The organism is Pelagimonas sp. KU-00592-HH (assembly GCF_040369695.1).
GTDB lineage: Bacteria > Pseudomonadota > Alphaproteobacteria > Rhodobacterales > Rhodobacteraceae > Shimia.
In genome coordinates, this window is the sequence record NZ_BAABWM010000001.1 from 1,226,313 (window position 1) to 1,245,082 (window position 18,770).

Annotated in this window: 18 protein-coding genes; 2 read left to right on the forward strand and 16 right to left on the reverse strand. The window is 59.9% G+C overall.

Translation table 11 applies throughout. From position 1 onward, the window contains the following. Positions 1-10 precede the first annotated feature (10 nt). From phnK to phnG, 5 genes are read right to left on the reverse strand one after another with little or no spacing between them, the layout of a single operon-like run. Positions 11-781: a phosphonate C-P lyase system protein PhnK gene (phnK, locus tag ABWV42_RS05940; RefSeq protein WP_255107488.1), complete on the reverse strand. Its 771-nt coding sequence runs from the start codon at positions 779-781 to the stop codon at positions 11-13. Further along, positions 778-1,647 carry an alpha-D-ribose 1-methylphosphonate 5-phosphate C-P-lyase PhnJ gene (locus ABWV42_RS05945; RefSeq protein WP_353339292.1) on the reverse strand — a complete coding sequence of 290 codons (870 nt, stop codon included), beginning with the start codon at positions 1,645-1,647 and terminating at the stop codon, positions 778-780. Before ABWV42_RS05945 ends, phnK begins: the two co-directional genes overlap by 4 nt. Further along, positions 1,644-2,729, reverse strand: coding sequence for a carbon-phosphorus lyase complex subunit (locus ABWV42_RS05950; RefSeq protein ID WP_353339293.1), 1,086 nt, complete (start codon positions 2,727-2,729; stop codon positions 1,644-1,646). Before ABWV42_RS05950 ends, ABWV42_RS05945 begins: the two co-directional genes overlap by 4 nt. Beyond that, positions 2,729-3,295 (reverse strand): phosphonate C-P lyase system protein PhnH, encoded by a 567-nt coding sequence (phnH, locus tag ABWV42_RS05955; protein ID WP_353339294.1) that lies wholly within the window; start codon positions 3,293-3,295, stop codon positions 2,729-2,731. Before phnH ends, ABWV42_RS05950 begins: the two co-directional genes overlap by 1 nt. Then, positions 3,295-3,738 (reverse strand): phosphonate C-P lyase system protein PhnG, encoded by a 444-nt coding sequence (phnG, locus tag ABWV42_RS05960; RefSeq protein ID WP_353339295.1) that lies wholly within the window; start codon positions 3,736-3,738, stop codon positions 3,295-3,297. The genes phnH and phnG overlap by 1 nt, the downstream gene beginning before the upstream one ends. 102 nt (positions 3,739-3,840) lie before the next feature. On the opposite strand from phnG, the gene phnF reads away from it, so the two are divergent. After that, positions 3,841-4,572 carry a phosphonate metabolism transcriptional regulator PhnF gene (gene phnF, locus ABWV42_RS05965; protein ID WP_353339296.1) on the forward strand — a complete coding sequence of 244 codons (732 nt, stop codon included), beginning with the start codon at positions 3,841-3,843 and terminating at the stop codon, positions 4,570-4,572. Positions 4,573-4,648: 76 nt separating this feature from the next. After that, positions 4,649-5,830 (forward strand): alpha-D-ribose 1-methylphosphonate 5-triphosphate diphosphatase, encoded by a 1,182-nt coding sequence (locus ABWV42_RS05970; protein ID WP_353339297.1) that lies wholly within the window; start codon positions 4,649-4,651, stop codon positions 5,828-5,830. Positions 5,831-5,858: 28 nt separating this feature from the next. Here the strand turns inward: ABWV42_RS05970 and ABWV42_RS05975 are convergent, their stop codons facing one another. The 11 genes from ABWV42_RS05975 to ABWV42_RS06025 form a co-directional block, all read right to left on the reverse strand. After that, positions 5,859-6,476, reverse strand: coding sequence for an LbetaH domain-containing protein (locus tag ABWV42_RS05975; protein WP_353339298.1), 618 nt, complete (start codon positions 6,474-6,476; stop codon positions 5,859-5,861). Further along, positions 6,476-7,798, reverse strand: a complete 1,323-nt coding sequence (phnE, locus tag ABWV42_RS05980) for a phosphonate ABC transporter, permease protein PhnE (RefSeq protein WP_353339299.1) — start codon at positions 7,796-7,798, stop codon at positions 6,476-6,478. The genes ABWV42_RS05975 and phnE (ABWV42_RS05980) overlap by 1 nt, the downstream gene beginning before the upstream one ends. Further along, complete coding sequence (gene phnE, locus ABWV42_RS05985) at positions 7,795-8,673, reverse strand: phosphonate ABC transporter, permease protein PhnE (RefSeq protein ID WP_255107504.1); 879 nt, start codon at positions 8,671-8,673, stop codon at positions 7,795-7,797. Before phnE (ABWV42_RS05985) ends, phnE (ABWV42_RS05980) begins: the two co-directional genes overlap by 4 nt. A 70-nt stretch (positions 8,674-8,743) precedes the next feature. Continuing rightward, on the reverse strand, positions 8,744-9,646 hold the full coding sequence (gene phnD, locus ABWV42_RS05990; protein WP_255107506.1) for a phosphonate ABC transporter substrate-binding protein: 903 nt from the start codon (positions 9,644-9,646) through the stop codon (positions 8,744-8,746). A gap of 55 nt (positions 9,647-9,701) precedes the next feature. Continuing rightward, the gene (phnC, locus tag ABWV42_RS05995) at positions 9,702-10,496 is read right to left on the reverse strand and encodes a phosphonate ABC transporter ATP-binding protein (RefSeq protein WP_353339300.1); all 795 of its coding nucleotides are present in this window, start codon (positions 10,494-10,496) and stop codon (positions 9,702-9,704) included. Positions 10,497-10,705: 209 nt separating this feature from the next. Beyond that, positions 10,706-12,703 carry a choice-of-anchor I family protein gene (locus ABWV42_RS06000; RefSeq protein ID WP_353339301.1) on the reverse strand — a complete coding sequence of 666 codons (1,998 nt, stop codon included), beginning with the start codon at positions 12,701-12,703 and terminating at the stop codon, positions 10,706-10,708. A 354-nt stretch (positions 12,704-13,057) separates the two neighbouring features. Continuing rightward, the gene (locus ABWV42_RS06005; protein ID WP_353339302.1) at positions 13,058-13,999 is read right to left on the reverse strand and encodes a LysR family transcriptional regulator; all 942 of its coding nucleotides are present in this window, start codon (positions 13,997-13,999) and stop codon (positions 13,058-13,060) included. Between the two features lie 83 nt (positions 14,000-14,082). Next, a complete protein-coding gene (locus ABWV42_RS06010) occupies positions 14,083-15,186 on the reverse strand; it encodes an aromatic ring-hydroxylating oxygenase subunit alpha (RefSeq protein ID WP_353339303.1) in 1,104 nt (367 codons plus the stop codon). An 89-nt stretch (positions 15,187-15,275) separates the two neighbouring features. Further along, the gene (locus ABWV42_RS06015) at positions 15,276-16,421 is read right to left on the reverse strand and encodes an aromatic ring-hydroxylating oxygenase subunit alpha (protein ID WP_255107515.1); all 1,146 of its coding nucleotides are present in this window, start codon (positions 16,419-16,421) and stop codon (positions 15,276-15,278) included. A gap of 251 nt (positions 16,422-16,672) precedes the next feature. Next, positions 16,673-17,722 (reverse strand): DUF1513 domain-containing protein, encoded by a 1,050-nt coding sequence (locus ABWV42_RS06020; RefSeq protein ID WP_353339304.1) that lies wholly within the window; start codon positions 17,720-17,722, stop codon positions 16,673-16,675. A 25-nt stretch (positions 17,723-17,747) separates the two neighbouring features. Continuing rightward, the gene (locus ABWV42_RS06025; RefSeq protein WP_353339305.1) at positions 17,748-18,770 is read right to left on the reverse strand and encodes an imelysin family protein; all 1,023 of its coding nucleotides are present in this window, start codon (positions 18,768-18,770) and stop codon (positions 17,748-17,750) included.

Below are 18,770 nucleotides of genomic sequence, written 5' to 3' on the forward strand. Positions count from 1 at the left end.
GATCTCACCCTCAGACTTGCAGAACCGAGCTGACAAGCAGCTGTGTATAGGCGTGTTGCGGATCATCCAGAACCTGATCAGTCAGGCCGGTTTCAACCACGTGACCGTCCTTCATCACCATCAACCTGTCCGCAAGAAGGCGCACAACCGCCAGATCGTGGGTCACGATAATCGCGCTCAGCCCCATCTCGCGCACCAACCCGCGCAAAAGGTCCAAGAGGCGCGCCTGCACGGAAACATCCAGGCCGCCGGTAGGCTCGTCCATGAAAACAAGACGCGGCCCCGTCACAAGGTTACGGGCAATCTGCAATCGCTGCTGCATCCCGCCCGAGAACTGCGTCGGGCGGTCATCAACACGGCTTTCGTTGATCTCGACCCGCCCCAGCCAATCAATCGCCTGGTCACGAATGTCGCCATAGTGACGCGCGCCAACCGCCATCAGCCGCTCGCCCACGTTGCCACCTGCCGACACGTTCATCCGCAGACCGTCGCGCGCATGTTGATGCACAAAGGCCCAATCGGTGCGCGACAGCATCCGCCGCTCCGGCTCGGACATGGTGACCGTGTCCTTCATGCCTTCGCTGCGGGTTTCGAACAAAACCTCGCCGCGATCCGGCGCGAGATGCCCCGCCAGACAGTTGAGCAGGGTCGACTTGCCTGACCCGCTCTCACCAACGATGCCCATAACTTCGCCGGGATAAAGATCAAAGCTCACATCGGTGCAACCAATCCGCCCGCCATAGAACTTTGCGATATTCTGAACCTTGAGCAGCGGTGTCATGCTGCGTCCTCCTCAAAGGCTGTCCCTTTTGCGCCCACGAACCCGGCCTTGCGGCGCGAACAACAGTAATCCGTGTCAGAGCAGACAAACATGCGACCGCCCGCGTCATCCATGATCACTTCATCAAGATAGCTATCCTCAGCCCCACACAGATCACAGGCCGCATCGGCCTTGGTGGCTTCGAACGGGTAGTCATCGAAATCAAGGCTGACGACTTGCGTATAGGGCGGCACCGCATAGATGCGCTGCTCTCGTCCTGCACCGAACAGCTGAATGGCCGCCATTTCCATCTTTGGATTGTCAAACTTCGGGATGGGCGACGGGTCCATCACGTAACGCCCCTCCACTTTCACCGGATAGGCATAAGAGGTCGCAATCGCACCGTGGCGGCTGATGTCCTCGTAAAGCTTCACATGCATCAACCCGTATTCCTCAAGGCTGTGCATCTTGCGGGTTTCCACCTCGGACGGCTCCAGAAACCGCAAGGGCTCCGGGATCGGCACCTGATACACAAGGATCTGGTCTTCGCGCAGCGGCTCTTCCGGAATGCGGTGACGGGTCTGGATCACGCTTGCCTCGGCCGTCTCCTCGGTCGTCGCAACTCCGGCAGTCTTTTCAAAGAACTTGCGGATCGAAACGGCATTTGTCGTGTCATCGGCCCCCTGATCAATCACCTTCATGTTGTCGTCGGGCGTCAGCGTTGCCGCCGACACCTGCACGCCGCCCGTGCCCCACCCATAGGGCATCGGCATCTCGCGGCTGGCAAACGGCACCTGATAGCCGGGAATGGCCAACCCCTTGAGGATGGCCCGACGGATCATCCGCTTGGTCTGCTCATCCAGATAGGCAAAGTTATAGTCGCTCATTCCGCAGCCTCCTGTACTTCGCCCATCGCCTCGCGACGCAGCTTGCGGATCAGTTCAAGTTCAGACTGGAAGTCCACGTAGTGCGGCAGCTTGATGTGCTCGAGAAAGCCCGTCGCCTGGATATTGTCCGAGTGATACAGAACGAACTCTTCGTCCTGCGCCGGCGCGCCCATGTTGTCCTCGCCCAACTCTTTCCAGCGAAGCGCCCGGTCAACCAGGGCCATCGAAATCGACTTGCGTTCGGACTGACCGAACACAAGCCCATAGCCGCGTGTGAACTGCGGCGGCTCGGTCTTTGAACCGGCAAACTGGTTCACCGTCTCGCATTCCGTGACCTCGATCTCGCCGATGTCGATGGCAAAGCCCAACTCGGGGATGTCCATCTCGACCTCGACCTTGCCGATGCGCAATTCGCCGACAAAGGCGTGGTTGCGGGCATAGCCACGCTGGGTCGAATAAGCCATGCCCAGCACAAACCCCTCGTCCCCACGCGTCAGCGACTGAAGGCGCAAGGCGCGATCGGCCGGCAGCTCCAGCGGTTCACGGGTCAGGTCACCCGGCACGTCATCATTTTCGTCTTCAGTCTGGATCAAGCCTTCGCGGTTCAGGAAACCGGTGATATGCGGCGTCGGCTCCGTACGCGCCTCACCCTGCGGCGCTTCGGGCACCTCGCCTTCCGCCGCCAATGCAAAATCCAAAAGACGGTGGGTATAGTCGAAAGTCGGCCCAAGAACCTGCCCGCCCGGCGCATCCTTGAAGGTCGCGGAAATCCGGCGATCACAAGCCATCCCGGCAGTATCAATCGGATTGGAGTAGCCAAACCGCGGCAGGGTCGTGCGATAGGCCCGGATCAGAAAGATCGCCTCGATCATGTCCCCGCGCGCCTGCTTGATCGCAAGGGCCGCAAGATCAGGATCATACAGCGACCCTTCCGCCATCACCCGGTTCACGGCCAACGCCAGCTGCTCACGGATCTGAGCAATCGAAAGTTCCGCCACATCCAGACTGCCACGGCGCTCCTCGGCCAACCAGGCATGCGCATTGTCAATGGCGCGCTCGCCACCTTTCACGGCAACATACATCAGGCAACCACCTTTGTTGTGCGGGGCAGCGCGGCAACGCGGCTGCCTTCGGTAAAGTAGAAATCAAGCCCCAGCGGGAACAGCATCGCATTCTTCTGGAACACGGCCACGTCAGGCAGGGACAGCGAAGATGTCTCCTTGATGCCCGGCCCGCTCAGTGTCGCGCCGTTGCTGTCCAAAGTGTCCATCTCGACAATCAGAGTGGCCGAGCGGTCCGGATATTCCGGCGTACCGATTGCAAACCGATCCAGCACCCCAAGGTCTTCCCAGCGCCCAACCGCGAACATTGCCTGTTCCGGCGCCACAACCGGCGCACCGACGTGGAACGAAATCCAGTCGCGTACTGCCGCGCAATCCACGGCACCGCACAAGGCAACAGGCGTTTCGGGATCACACAACGTGAGGATCAGAACCCCCGCCGCCACAGACAGCGGAGCCGGCGGAACGGCCCCCGCCAAATCCTCGATCGTGCCCGGCCGTGCCATCACGTTCATCAGCACGCGAAAGGCATGGGCCGAATCCACCGGCGCATTGGCAAAACCGCCTTTCAATACATCGGCGTTCATCAGTCTTCCCCCCGTACCATCGTGAAGAAATCAACCTTGGTGGCCGCGGCCTTGGCTGCCCGCGTTTCCCTGGCGTCCAGCATCGCTTTCTCCAGAGGCTCGAGCACCGCCGCCTTCACGACATCCGCCTTGTCCCCCTGCATCAACGCATCCACCAGCGCGGCAAGCTTGGCCTTGTCCTTGTCACGGCCCTGAACATAGCCATGCCCGACCTCACCGCTGGCAAGCTGCAGCGAACACCGGGTCACGGTCATTTCTCCGAGATTGAAGGGCGCCCCGGTCCCGCCGGTACGCCCACGCACCATGGTCGCGCCGATTTCCGGCGCACGAAGCCAATTGAATTCCGGCGCAAAGGATTGCGCATCCCACAACACCCTGAGCCGTTCAGCAGGCGCTTTGGCCAAGAGGCTCATCCATGCGCGACGATTTGTTTCTGGGGTCATCTAGACACCTTGTCGATTTGTCTATTTTACTATACAACTAGACAAATAATAACCCCAGACCGATGAGTCGCACAATCCCGGCATCCGTGAAACTTTGATGACATGAACCGCTTCCAGAAAAAGACACCCGTTTGGGAATCCATTTCCCGCAGCCTCACCGCCGACATCGCCGAAGGCCGCTATGGCCCCGGCGACAAGCTGCCAACCGAGGCCGAGCTTTCCTCGCGCTTTGGCGTAAACCGCCACACCGTGCGCCATGCGTTGAAGGACATGGCCGAATCCGGCCTTGTGCATTCACGGCGGGGCTCCGGTGTCTTCGTGGCGCAAACTCCCACCGATTATCCCATCGGCAAACGGGTCCGCTTTCACCGCAATCTCCAAAAGTCAGGCCGCCTGCCCTCCAAACAGACGCTCTCGGTCGAGACACGCGCCGCCGATCTGCGCGAGGCAGAGGCCCTGCAACTGAACAAGGGCGATCCGGTTCATGTCTACGAAGGCCTGTCCCTTGCAGACGGTCAGCCGATCTGCGTCTTCAAAAGCGCCTTCCCCGCCGATCGCTTCCCCGAAATGCTCGATCACATCACCTTTTCGAATTCAGTTACGGCGGCATTGAACGCCTGTGGCATCCTTGACTACACTCGCATTTCCACGCGCCTGACCGCGAAACGGGCAACCGCAACCCAGGCGCTGCACCTGCGCATTCAAGAAGGCGATCCGATCCTGCGCACCGTCGGCATCAACGTCGATCCCGATGGAAACCCGATCGAATACGGCGTCTCGTGGTTCGCCGGAGACCGGGTAACCCTGACCCTTGCAGAGGCGGATGCGCCATAAAACATTGGGCGTCCTGTCACGTAGGCGACATACTAGACAGCTAGACATATCGAAAACCTCGGAAATGAGCAGATCGATGCCCAGACGCCCCCTCTCCCTTCGCCTCAAAGGCGCTACTGTCCTGCGCGACGGCGAAATGCAAAAGCGGTCCCTCGTGATCCAACAGGGTCGCATTTCCAAAGGCCCGCTCCCCGAAGTTGACCTCACGGGCTACCTGCTGCTGCCCGGTATCATCGACATGCACGGCGATGCGTTTGAACGCCATATCGCACCGCGCCCATCAGCACCCTTCCCTCTGGAAACCGGCCTGCGCGCCACCGATCGTGACGCAGCCGTCAACGGGGTCACAACCGCCTGGCTCGCCCAGAGCTGGAGCTGGGAAGGCGGCCATCGCGGCCCGGATTTTGCCGAGAAACTACTGACCGGTCTCGACCACTATCGCAGCCACGCCCTCAGCGATCTGCGAATCCAGATCCGCTGCGAAACCCATACCGTTGACACGGCCGAGCGGCTCTTGTCGGCTGTCGAACGCCACAAGATCGACTACGTTGTCTTCAACAACCACCTCGACGAGGCCCTGCACCTCGCCCGCCTGCGACCCGAGGAAATCACCCTCTGGGCCAAAAAGGCAGGCCGCACCCCCGAAGAGCACATGGCGCTTGTGCATGGTGCGCAGGGACAAACTTCGCGGGTTCCGCGCTATCTTTGCAAACTGGCCGAACGCTTTGATCAGTTGGGGGTCCGCTACGGATCGCATGACGATCCCGACGGCGACACCCGCGAACGCTTCTCGATGATCGGCGCCAAGATCTGCGAATTTCCCACGGCCCGCCCTGCGGCTGCCTTGGCCAAGGCCGTGGGCGATCACGTTGTCATGGGCGCGCCAAACATCGTGCGCGGCGGGTCCCAGTCGGGCAACATCGCGGCCTCGGACCTGGTCGAGGCCCGCCTCTGCGATGCGCTGGTGTCCGACTACTACTATCCGGCGCTGGCCCAGTCGGCATTCCGCCTCGTCGACGACGGCATCATGACCCTGCCCAAGGCGTGGAAGATGATTTCCGAAACCCCGGCCCGCATCATGGGTCTGGCGGATCGCGGTCATTTCGATTTCGGGCGTCGCGCCGACGTTGCCATCGTCAACGCCAAGACCCGCGCAATCGAAGGCACCATTTCCGGGGGGCGTATCACCCACCTGGTGGGCGAAGCCGCGCACCGGTTCTTCTATTCAAGCGCGTCGATGCAACTGGCCGCAGAATGAAAAAGTAGGGCGCCAACCGGCGCCCTTGTCATTCGTATTTCTCAAGAAAAGCATCCGCGTCCAGATTGCGGAAATCCTCAAGCGCATCTCTGATCCTATCGTGATCCCAATCCCACCACGCAAGCGCCATCAGGCGCTCGGCGATTGGTTCTGGCTGGCGGAGGCGCAGCACCTTTGCTGGCATCCCCGCGACAATCGTATAGGGCTCAACGTCCTTGGTCACCACGGCACCCGCGGCAACAACCGCACCATGCCCCACCGTGACTTCGGGCTTGATCTGCGCGTTGTGGCCGATCCAGGTGTCATGCCCCACGACCGCCAACCGTGACCGGCGGTGTTCAAAGAACGCCGCATCGGGTTCGGCATCGGGCCAGTAGTCCGACGACCGGTACATGAAGTGATGGAGGCTCGCCCGCTCAAGCGGATGGTCTGTCGCCCCGATCCGCACGCCGCTTGCGATATTGGCGAACTTGCCAATCTGGGCATTCGCCACGTCGCAGTTTCGGTCACAGTAGGAGTAGTCACCAAAGACCGAATGCTGCACCCGCGTGCCGCTGTTGATCCATGTATAGGCCCCGAAATCGCTGTCGACGACAATACAGTCATCCGCAATCACGGGACCATCGGCTTTCAACGGATTATGCATCAGCGGCCACTTTCATCGCCGGCGATCAGACGCCGACGCAGCCAGCCCGAGAACCAGTCCATCAGCATCACCATCAGGATGATCAGCACGATATAGTAGCTCACCTCTTCCCAGTCCTTCTGGGTGATCATCGCCTGCGTCAGCATCAGGCCAATACCACCGCCCGTGATCGCACCGATAATGGTCGCGCTGCGGGTGTTGGATTCCAGATAGTACAGGATCTGGCTCAAAAGCACCGGCGTCACCTGCGGGATCACGCCAAAACGATACCGCTGGATCGGGTTCGCCCCTGTCGACTGGATACCTTCGATCTGCTTCTTGTCCACGTTCTCCAAAGCCTCAGAGAACATCTTGCCGAAGCTGCCGGTGTCGGTGATCAGGATCGCCAAGGCACCGGTAAGCGGCCCCGGCCCGAACGCCCGCGCCAATACGATGGTCCAGATCAGCGCATCCACGCCGCGGAAAAAGTCAAAGAAACGACGGGTCACCTGACGCACCGTAACCAGTGGCGAAAAGTTCTTTGCCGCCAGAAACGCCAGCGGCAGGGCGACAATCGCGGCCCCCATGGTGCCAAGGAAGGCCATCAGGATCGTTTCAAAGATCGCCCAGACCACCTCTTGGTGACGCCACATCTTGTTGGTCCAGATGTCATTGAAAATCGCACCGGCCTCACCGTCAAAGGCGCGCGCCATGACCTCGCCAACGCCCATGCCGTGATAGGGGCTGTCGAGGGTAAAGAAGAACAGCTCCCAACCGGTGAAATAGCGGAACACCTCGGTCCGGTTCCGAGTCACGGTCAGGCGGCCCGCGTCCGTCGTGATCGCCAGACGGTTCTTCGACAGGTTGATCCACTCCGGAACCTCATCCGTCGGCAACTGCGCCTGAACGCCCTTCCGCCGATCCGGCTGTGCGGTGATCACCCCGTAGCCAGGAATATCGAACGACACGAAATTCTCGGCCCCGAAGGTCACCAGATATCCGCCTTCAAGGTCAATCACCGTATCGCTGCCCAGAGCAACCCAATCGGGCGAGGTGCCCGGCGCATAGGTGCCCTTGCGCTCGCCTTCGATGGCGATGACCACGTCACCCGAACGATTGTCGCGGGTCACATGCGTCTTGTAGCTATAGCTGTCCGCCACCAGAGCGCGGGCATTGTCGACATCGAAACGCTTGGCCAGCCCAAGAATATCGAAGGCAAAGAAGATGTAAGTCAGATAGGCCAGCACCATCAGCGGCAGGCCAAAGGCCATCATCCGTTTGCGGCGAAAAAGCGTGTTCGCGCCGCTTCTCAGCGTGGTCACATCGGTCGCGGTCATGGTCATGCCGACACCTTCACTTTCTCTTTTTTGCCATGGGTCAGGCGGTCGCGGTAAACACTCGACACCTGGTCAACCACGACAATCGACAGGAACAGCAGGATAAAGATCGCGGCAGCTTCGTCGTACTGCCCCTTGCCCCAGCTCATAGCGTTCTTCAGCTCGTAGCCGATACCGCCAGCGCCAACGAAGCCAAGGATGGCCGAGGCGCGAATGTTGATCTCGAAACGCAGAAGGGCATAGCTCAGATAGTTCGGCGCGACCTGCGGCATCACGCCCAGAACCATCCGCTGCGCCCAACTCGCACCTACAGATTGCAGGCCCTCAACCGGCTTCAAGGATGCGTTCTCGTTCACTTCCGAGAACAGCTTGCCCAGCGCGCCCGCCGTGTGGAAGGCAATCGCCACCATCGCGGGCACCGGGCCACCGCCCATGATAAAGATCAGCACCAGCGCGATCACGATTTCCGGCATCGCACGCATGATATCCATGATGCGGCGGAACAGCGGAATAAGGCGCGGCCAGCGGGCCATGCCACGGGTCGACAGCAACGACAGCACAATCGCCAGCATCGCACCGATCAGCGTCGAGGCCGCCGCAATGTTGATCGTCTCGATCAACGAGGGAAGGAAGGTCACGAAATGCGCGGGAAGCTCAGAAATCTTCTCAACGGCCTCGCCCAGAACTTCCTTCGGGAAATCAAAGAAACGATGCAGCCCTTCCCAGAAACCACCGGCGTTGCGATCATCGGCGATCATGAAACCCGAAACCATCAACGCGATGAAAATGACCAGAAGAATGCCATCCATCATGCGCTTGCGCCGCACCTGCGCCATGTAGTCGCTGCGCATCTCGGCGATACCGCCCGTGAGTTCTGCCATTGCTGCCTCTCGTTCTGAAAAACAGGCCCCGCAAATGTCGCGGGGCCTGCCAAAAAGGGTGAAGAGAACCTTAGTTCGACTTCAGTTTGCGTGCTTCGACGATCACTTCGTAGGCGTCGTGACCAATCGGCTGCAGGCCTTTTGCTTCACCGGCCAGAACGCCATAGGCGCAATCCGGGTCAATCGACGGCATCGAAGCCATCAGCGCGGTGAACTTGACTTTCACGTCTTCCGGCAGAGCTTTGCGCAGAACGATCGGGCCTTCCGGGATCGGCTTCGACTGCCAGATTTTGACCATGTCGTTCATGTCGATCAGACCGGCATCAACCGCACGACGCAGCGCGCCCGAGTTGTAACCGTCTTCCCAGTTGCCAAGGCCGTCGGCCCAGGTCACGCCGCCATCAACGTCACCCGCGTTCACGGCAACGATGGTCTGCTCGTGGCCACCGGTGAACTTGACTTCACCAAAGTAGTCACCCGAAGTCATGGTCGAACCGGTTGCTTCCGGGATTTCGATCGACGGGATCAGGAAGCCCGAGGTCGAGTTCGGATCGCCGAAACCAAAGACTTTGCCCTTCATGTCTTCCAGCGATTTAATGCCGCTGTCCTTGCGGGCGAAACCAACCGAATAGTAGCCATAGCCGCCATCGGTGTTCACTTTCACGAGGATCGGCTCAACCGCTTCCGGGTCCGACAGATAGGTCTTCGCGTAACCCGAGGCACCCAGCCACGCCATGTCGATGGTACCGCCCAGCAGGCCCTGGATAACGCCGTTATAGTCGGCCGGCGCGAACAGCTTGGTCGGAACACCCAGCAGCTCTTCGGTTTTGGCGCGCAGGCACTCGTTGTTGTTCAGACGGTCTTGGGCGTTTTCACCACCCAGCAGGCCGATACGGAACTCTTTGATGTCTTCAGCCATGACCGGTGCGGTCAGAGCGGTGGTTGCCAGGACGGCAGCGATCAGTTTTTTCATCTTCTTTCTCTCCAGTTGATAAAGCCCCGTCGGATCAGGACGGGGCAGATGAAATTCAGGCAGGAACGCGGGTAAGCGTCTGGATCTCGGTGGATGTGTAGGCTTCGTTAAAGCTGTCATCCGCACCGTAGATGTCGCGCGCCACACCAGTCGTCAGTTGCTCCGGCGTACCGTCAAAGACGATGCGGCCGTCGCGCATACCGATCACGCGGTCACAATAGCGGCGCGCGGTATCCAGTGTGTGCAAGTTGGCAATGACCATGCGGCCGTCTTCTTCATGAATACGGCGCAGCGATTGCATCACCACCTGCGCATTCATCGGATCAAGCGAGGCAATCGGCTCGTCCGCGAGGATAATACGCGGGTCCTGCATCAGCGCACGGGCAATCGCCACTCGCTGCTGCTGACCACCCGAAAGCGCCTCGGCGCGTTTGGGGCCATGCTCGGCAATGCCGAGACGGTCAAGAATATCAATCGCGCGGTGGATGTCTTCGTTCGGATAAAGGTTGAACACCGTCGCCAGCGTCGAACGGCGGTTCAGCGTGCCGTGCAAAACGTTCGAAACCACGTCCATACGGGGAACAAGGTTGAACTGCTGGAAGATCATCGCGCATTCAGACTGCCAGCGGCGCTTCTCTGCCCCTGTCAGCCCGGTCACATCACGGCCTTCAAACTCAATCTTGCCAGACGTCGCATCGCTCAGACGGTTCAGCATGCGCAGCAGGGTCGACTTGCCTGCCCCCGAACGCCCGATGATGCCGATCATGGCGGATTTCTGGACGTCGATGTTTGTCGCATCAACAGCCGTGTTTGGACCGAATTTCTTGGTCAGGTTCGTTATTTGTAGCACAGTATTCCCCCGGCACAGTCAGCCGTTGGGATAGGCGCCATCTGATAAAGACTCTTGTCAGTTCAATGAATGTTTTGTGACCAGCACCCACGTCTGGCCCGGTCTCGACCTGCCGGATACGCCCCCCGACAAACGAAAGGCACCGGCCGAAAAACACGGCCGGTGCCCTTAATCTTAATGCGCATACCGCTTGTCGCGGCCTGCGGTTCCTAGAACAGGAAGCTGTCCTCGGTCAGATCGGTCAGGTTGCCAGCCAGAGTGACATCAATGCTGTCACCCTGCACACCATACTCAACCGTATAGTTTTCCGAACCGTTGTCGGTGATGGTCAGGTCCGCAAAGCTAAGCCCGGTCGCGCTCAGATCGATGCGGTCCTTGCGTGTCAGGTCAAGGATCACGTCGTCACCGGCGCCCAGATCGAACACAAAGACGTCCTTGCCGATGAAACCCTTCATCACATCGTCGCCGGTACCACCAATCAGGCGGTCCTTGCCGACACCACCGCCAAGGGTATCGTCACCCGCACCGCCGCGAATGGTGTCATGTCCCCAGAAGCCACGCAGGTTGTCATCGCCCGCCCGGCCGCTGATGTCATCATGACCAAAGCCCGCGCGCACAAAGTCGTCACCGCTGCCGGCCACGACAGTATCGTGCCCGAACCCTGCAAGAATTTCGTCGGCACCGATACCGCCCTTGATCATCTCGCCTGCATTGGTGCCCAGAATACTCTGGCCGAATTGCAGGTCAAACACCGCGGTGGTGCCCGAAACCTCATAGGACACCGCGATCTGCGCCAGCCCGGTCGCGCTCTCGCTGGCGGGGATGAAATCGATGACTTCGGGGCTGAGGTTCCCGTTGCCCTGGCCTTCGATATAGGTCAGGAACGAGGCGTTCGCCGGATCGGTAATGTCATAGATCATGATGCCGCTGTCACGCTCGAGGCCGATAAAGGCAAGGGTGACACCCTCGACTTCACCCACCGCGATGGCTTCCGGCTCGGGGCCCTTGTTGTCGGAACGGTTCTCGTCAACGGTGCCTGCGTCATCCGACGGATAATCGTCGTTGTTGAACGCGTTTGCTGGACGATTGGCGGCGATCCACTGTTCGAAATCATCGCCTGAGTCAAAGACGACATTGCCGTCCGCATCATAGATGGTGAACGAACGCGATCCGTAGGAATGCAGGACGTCGATATCGCCATCATTGTCGGTGTCACCATCGATGATCGACACGTTCAGACGCTCCAGGCCGGTGGTGTCCACCGAAGCGTCAACCGACACACCCGCAACATCGCCGTCCAGGATATCCTTGACGCGGGCCGCATCGCCACCTTCGTCAAAATCACCGCGATCATCGCCTTCGTTGGCCGTCAGGAAATAGGTCTTGCCCCCGATCTCCGCCGTCGCAAGGGCGTCGGGCATACGCAGGCCAAGGGTGTTCACAACCTTAATGTCGATCGCGTCATCCTTGTCATTGGCATCCATACCGAACCCCTCAACCGAGTGATCCACGGTGCCGAGCGGCAGGATCTCGTCCCACTGCATGGTGGTAAGATCAAACACGGCAACGGCATTGGCCTCCTGCAAGGTCACGTACAGCTTGCCGTTGTCGCCCTCGGCAATGTACTCCGGCTCAAAATCGGTCGACGGCAGCTTGCCCGGGAAGATACGCACACCGGCAGCCTTCAGCGCAGCAACTTGCGTGTCGAAGGCGGAAAAATCAAAGGTCTGAACCTGCTTGGTCGCCACGTCGATGATCGAGATCGAACCGGCGGGATCAACACTGTCGGTCGGCTCACCTTCGTTGGCGACAAAGATCTTGGTGCCATCTTTCGAAAAGGTCACCATGTCCGGCAGGTTGCCGGCTTCCACGGTACCATTCGGCGTGCCGTCCAGCGCAAACAGGGCGACCACACCATTGTCAAAGCTTGCGATGTCACGCTCAACGGCAACCGCAACCCCAGCCGCCGAAGCTGCAACCGAGTTGATGCCATCAAAGCCCGGGATGGTCGACAGGTCGATCGAGCTGATCAGAACGCCGGTCGTCGCGTTGATGATGTCGACACGGTCCTGTTCGCCGTTGGTCACATAAAGCTTGCCGTCATGGAACGACACGACCTCCGAGCCGCCTTCGCCTGCGCCGCTGTCAAAAGTCACGGCCTCCTCAAAGCCAAGGGTATTCAGCCGTGTTGTCGTGAGAGGTGTCATGTCAAATCATCCTTGTTCAGTTTTTTTGCGCTCACACGGGACAGCCCCGGACGAGCAAAGGCGCAAAGCCCCCCTCCGAACGGAGAAAGGCGGTTTTCGTGTCAGCCATGAGATGAGGCATTGGGATCACGCAGCGAAAGCGTGATGCTGGCCCGCCGAAGGGTATGAAAACGCAGGGAGATCACGAACAGTTTCCGCAACAACAGGTCCAACTCTAGAAATTCCGAAGCAGGCCTAGTCGCAAAATGAAACGTCCAACTGAACATTTTGAAACAGAAATATGAATAATGGGGCCTGCTCCACAAAGGACAGGTCCGTCATGTCAGAGCAGCGACACAACTGCCTGAAAAGGGGTTAGGTCTCGTCCTTGGGCAAGGGCAGGCCGGGAAACCCCCAGTCATCCACCACGTTGCGGCAGTGTTCGACAAAGGTCTGCACCGTCAGCACATTGGTCGCCCCTTCCGGCACCACCAGCCCCATGCGCAACCGCCGGACGCTCCCGACCAGCGGCACAAACCGCAACCGCCGACCGTCAGGTGACTGGTCGATCTGCGGCCGAAGGTTGGCAATCGCATAGCCAAACCCGTTCGCCACAAGACTGCGCAAAACAGCCATGTCCCGGGTCCTCTCGGCGATATTCGGCTTCACACCGATTTTCGTGAAGAAGGACAGAAAGTATTCGCTGCTATGCGGCAGGTCCAAAAGCACCATTGGGTGCTTTTGCAACTCCTCGACCGACACCACGGCCTCGCCCGCAAGAGGATGTTCCTCGTCCAGCATGGCAAAGGGCGGCAACTCCCTCAGAGGGATGAACTTGAGGTCAGCGGGAATATCGAGATCGTAGCTGATCGCCACATCGATCTCCGCCCGCCGCAGCTTTTCGAAAATCTCCAGTTGGTGAAGCTCATACTGCGATACGCGCACGTCGGGATAGTTGGCCTCAAACAGCCGCCGCATCGCGGGCAAAACGACCTGCGCAAAGGTCAGCAGACAGCCAATCGCCAAAGGCCCGCGCACGTTCCCGGAAATATCCCCGGCAAGGTGGTTCAGCGCGTCCGCCTCGGCCAACACCTTCTTGGCCTGCTCCATGAACCGCTTGCCCGCCTGCGTAAGCGACAGCCCATGCGCGTGCTTGCGCACGAACAGCGGCAGGCCGAACTCGTCCTCCAACTGCGCAACGGCAGTCGAAATCGAAGGCGAAGACACATTCACCCTGTCCGAGGCCTGGGCAATAGACCCGGCCTCACCCACTGCGATGAAATACTCCAGTTGTCGAAGAGTGAAACGCGTTGCCATCCAACGACTATTCACCGCCGTTGAAACAGGTTCAAGCCCGATACGACCGGACCGATGTCGCGAACCGACATCGGTCCAACGCATTATTCCGCCGCCATCTCCTGACGGTCCTGCGCGGCCAGCCACAGCTGGAAGTCGCGGATCGTGCCTTCATAGTCATCCCCCGCCAAAGGCCCTTCCAGCGCATGGGCAGACGACAGGGCAACCTGCATCTTCTCGAGCTTCTCGCGGTCCTCGCGGTTCACCTCTTCCCACAGGCCAATGCGCTGCTGGATGGTCTCGTCGTCCAGATCATCGCCATAGACCGACATCGTCCATTTCACACGGATTTCACCGGCGCTCAGCGGGAAAATCGAAATCGACACAAGAAGGCTCGCGGCCTGGCTGGCCACCTGGCACGGGAACTTTGAAAACAGCGTGGACCGTTCCCGTTCTTCCTTGCTCAGGTTCGGCGCCCCAAGCCCACGCGAGGGAATGTCCTGCGGATAGTTTGCAGCATATGACGTATACCCCTCTCCGGTGATCAGCTTGCGCGCCAATCCGGTGGGCGTATAGCCATGCAGAGTCTGCGGATGCACGACCGAAAGGTGATATCCTTCCATGAAGTTCTCAACCAGACACTTCCAGTTGGTCTGCCAGTTTTCCTCCGCAACATGGACCAGCCGCAGCTTCTCGCTCTCGTATGGCTCCAGAAGCGCATCAAGTTCCGGATGTTCAAACGGGGCCGCATCCACATCGAGGTTCACATAGATGAACCCTTTCCAAAGCTGCACGTTGTGCCCATGCAGGCGGCAGTTCTTGGCGTCAAACCCGGCATTCTCCATACGCGCGGCCCGCAAAAGGCCACCGTCGAGACCATAGGCCCAGGCGTGATAGGAACACACAAAGCGTTTCACCTTGCCACGCCCCTCGGCAAGCGGCATCCCGCGGTGACGGCACACATTGGCCAGCACGCGAATATCACCGTCATCGCCGCGCACAACGATCAGCGGTTCATTCAGCAATTGCACGGTAAAGAAATCACCCGCCTCCGGGATTTCGTCTTCGCGCCCCAGACAGTGCCAGCCCCGACGCAGCACGCCGGCGGCCTCGTGTTCGAACTGCGCCTGCGACGTATAGAACGCCCCCGGCATACACATCGGACGATCCGCGGGCAGCGCCGCCAACTCCTGCAATTTCTGACGCATGTCCATCAAACACCTCCAAACACGCCATAAGAACAAGCGCCGCGCCAAGCCTTCATGCGCCAGACACGGCCGTTGATGTGTGGCCCTTTCTAGGCCCGCCCCTCGTCGATCTTTGCAATCAGGTACTGTGCAAAGTCGTAGTTCGGACGCTCCAGATGCGAGAGGTGCCCCGGCTCGGCAAGCCGCGAACTCAGCCCCTTGAACACCTTCTCCGTGCACCCGCGATCCTCGACGTTCACATCGTCCAGAAGCGCCTTCAGATCGGCAAAGTTCTGGTCAAGGTCGGCATCGTCGGCAAAGTCATTCGACATCCCGCCACCAAAGCGGATGTGCACTTGCCCCGGACCTTTCGGATGCAGGCTCAGATACCAGAAATACCCCGGCGTCAGCGTGATCAGCAGCGAGGGATAGATCGCCAGCAGGAACGTCGTGCGCCGCTCATCCCCCTCAAGCCGGGTGTTATCCGGATGCGCCATGGCAATCCTGAGCGACTCTTCCTTGAGGATCGTATGATAGTTGAACGCCGGAAGGCCCGGCGGACAGATCATGTCTTCCAGCTTCGACAACCCGCCAATGGTGCCCGCGTGGCATACCGGCAGGTGATAGCTCTCCATGAAGTTCTCGGCCAACACCTTCCAGTTGGTGTCCCAGACATGCTCTTCATAGAAAGCCTCGGTATAGTTGGCCATGTCATAGCCACCGATCAGCTCTTCAACCTGCGAGAGCACCTCGGTCACCGGCTTGGCATCCGCGTTAAGCGTCACGAACACCCACCCCAGCCATTCTTCGCAACGCACCTTCGGCAGCGAATAGGCTTCCTTGCAGAACCCCTCGTTCAGCGTCATCGCCGGGGCGCCGCGCAACGTGCCGTCAAGGTTGTAGGTCCAGGCATGGTAGGGACAGACAATCGCCCGCGTGTTGCCGCGTCCGTGCAAAAGGGTCGACATACGGTGCATACAGACATTCGAAACCGCCCGAAGCGTGCCATCCCGATCCCGGATCACCGCAATCGGTTGCCCGGCCAGCTCCGCACTCACATAGTCGCCCGGATTGGCCAGCGCACTGGCTCGGCCAATGCAGTACCACTCCTTGGCGAAGATCTGATTCAATTCCTCCTGAAGGAACTCATCCGAAGTATACACCTCCGGCGGCATCGCCCGCGCCTGTTCGAACGGCACGCTCGTATTGGCCCGCAGGGCATCTACGGCAGACATCTCCACACCGTCTTTTGCCATGATATCCTCCTTTTCCAGGAACCCGCATCGCGCGCGCGGGATACGTCAATTTCATCAGGGAGGCAGGAAAGACTCCGGCTTCGGTGAAACCGTCTTTCGCGCATCCATGACAAAAGAATTCCGCCGAATTGACGGTTTGGAAAAGAAGTCTCTCGTTCAGCCGTGATTAGGCTTCCCCTAAGATCGCTCTCAGGATTTCTCAAACATTTGGAAAACTGCACCTTTTTCCGCGCGACTGGATGAACTGCCCCCTAGAGCGCAACCATATGATTGTCCCAGCGAAGGTCTTGGCGACCAAGGTCGACAAACCGATTCTCATCAACACGTGCCACGCGGCCATCCCCGGAGGTCAGGACAAACCCACTCTCATCCGCTCCAATACCGCAGACATCCGGCATCTCGACGCTGCGCGCCACGCGCATCTCTGCCACATCGATCACCTGCACGACACCACCGCGCGGTGACGAGATCGCCACCTGCGCGCCGTCCTGCGAAAACGTCACGCTCCCGACATAGCCCCGAAGCGCATCCTTCTCCTGTTCGGTAGGCCAAAGCAGGCGCGGCGCCTCTCCTCGCATGTGAACCCCGAACAAGACCGGCGCTTGTGCGACATCGCCTTGCCACTGCATACCAAAGGCGACGAGCCCATCTTCCCGCACCGCCATATGCCGGATCGAATTCTTGTGCATCGCACGCGGCAATTCCACGATCTCTTCAACGCCATCACCGCGTAAATAGGCCAGATTCGGCTCCATCATCGGGATGTTCAGCTTGGCACGCCCGCTGTCGGGATGGGTCTCGATACCGCCATTGGCCACCACCAGAACATCCGTTCCCGGCAGGCGTCGGATGTCATGCGGCCCCACGCCCCCTGACGGCATCTCGCCAACCCGCACATACCCGAGCGAGCGATCCCAGATGCCGATCACACCCTCTCCGGCCTCATAGTCGTTTTCCGTGGTGAACAGGAAACGGCCATCCATCGAAAACACGCCATGCCCGTAAAAGTGCCGCCCCTCCGGCGCATCCAGACGATGCAGCACCCGCCCGCTCACGCAATCGAGGACAAAAGCAAACACGCCGGGCCGGCGGGCAAAGCCAACGGCTTCCGGCACCTCGGGATGGGCCGCCGCCGCATGGCCGCGCTCGGGCAAGGGAACCGAAAACAGCGCTTCTCCCGACGCCGAAATCCCGAACAGCGCATAGGCCCCATCCGGTCGTTGCGCCGCATTCAGAAACCGCACGCTCCCCAATCCGGCCCAGCCAAAATCCGGTGTCGCCAAGGCCAACGCGCCTGCCATGAATCCCCGTCGCGAAACCACCAGCTCAATCCCCATCCAGTGCGTTGAACCCGGCAGTCACGCCAAGATGCACGCTCAATTCCAACGCCGCAATTTCGCGCATGTCATCAAGGCTTAGCTTCAGGATTTCCACCTTCAGGCGGCCAACCGGATCAGACACACCCTGAAACGCCGGATCATCCAGCCCAGCGCCGTGTTCCTGCACATAGGCAAACCCATCCCGGAGCCGTTGTTGCAGACCTTCGGTCCCGCCTTCCGACAGGATATCGGCAAGCTCGGCCAGAGACTCGCTCGCCACCAGAACATGCCGCAGGGACCGCTGCGACCGCCACGCCTCGGCCCTCCGTGGGCGCGGGCGCTCAAACGTCCCCAAGGGGCGGCCAAGCCGGGTATCGGCCGTGAACTGAAGCCCGGTGCCAAGCGCCTTGAATACCTCCTGAACCGCTTCGTCCTCGCTGCGGTAAATGTCGTTGCCCGGCACCTTCAGCACATCGGCATAGGCCTGCCAATCGGCATGGATCGCCGTGGCATTGAGCGCGATATTACGGGCAATCGCTTGCACAAGATCACAGCGATACTCTGCGTCACCCGCCATCGACACCTTCGGATCAAACAACAGGAACTCAAGCGCGTAATACCCCTGCGCGGCGATGGACACCTCGGCAAATCCTTCGGCATCCCGCACCACCGGGTCACTCTTCCCAATCAGTTGCATCAACGCCTTGGGCGTCTTGCCCCGCGTATCCGGCCAGAACGCCAGTGCGAAGGCGCGATTGTCCACCTCGCTCGGACCGAACCGCAAATGGCTGACGGCAATCCAGGCATCAAACGCCGCGCCCCACGCAGTGCGAAGGGCGTCCGAGTCGCCCGCACACGCGCCCTCGGCCACGTCGTTCAGCGCCACCGCCGTCTCGGCAAGCTCCGCCATGCGGGGCAGGACATGGTCATCCACCACCCGCGCCACGAGATCGGTCTTTTCCAAAGCCGACGCGGACACGCCTGCAAACATCATCAAAACAAGGGCAACAACAGCCAGAAGCCGGTTCAT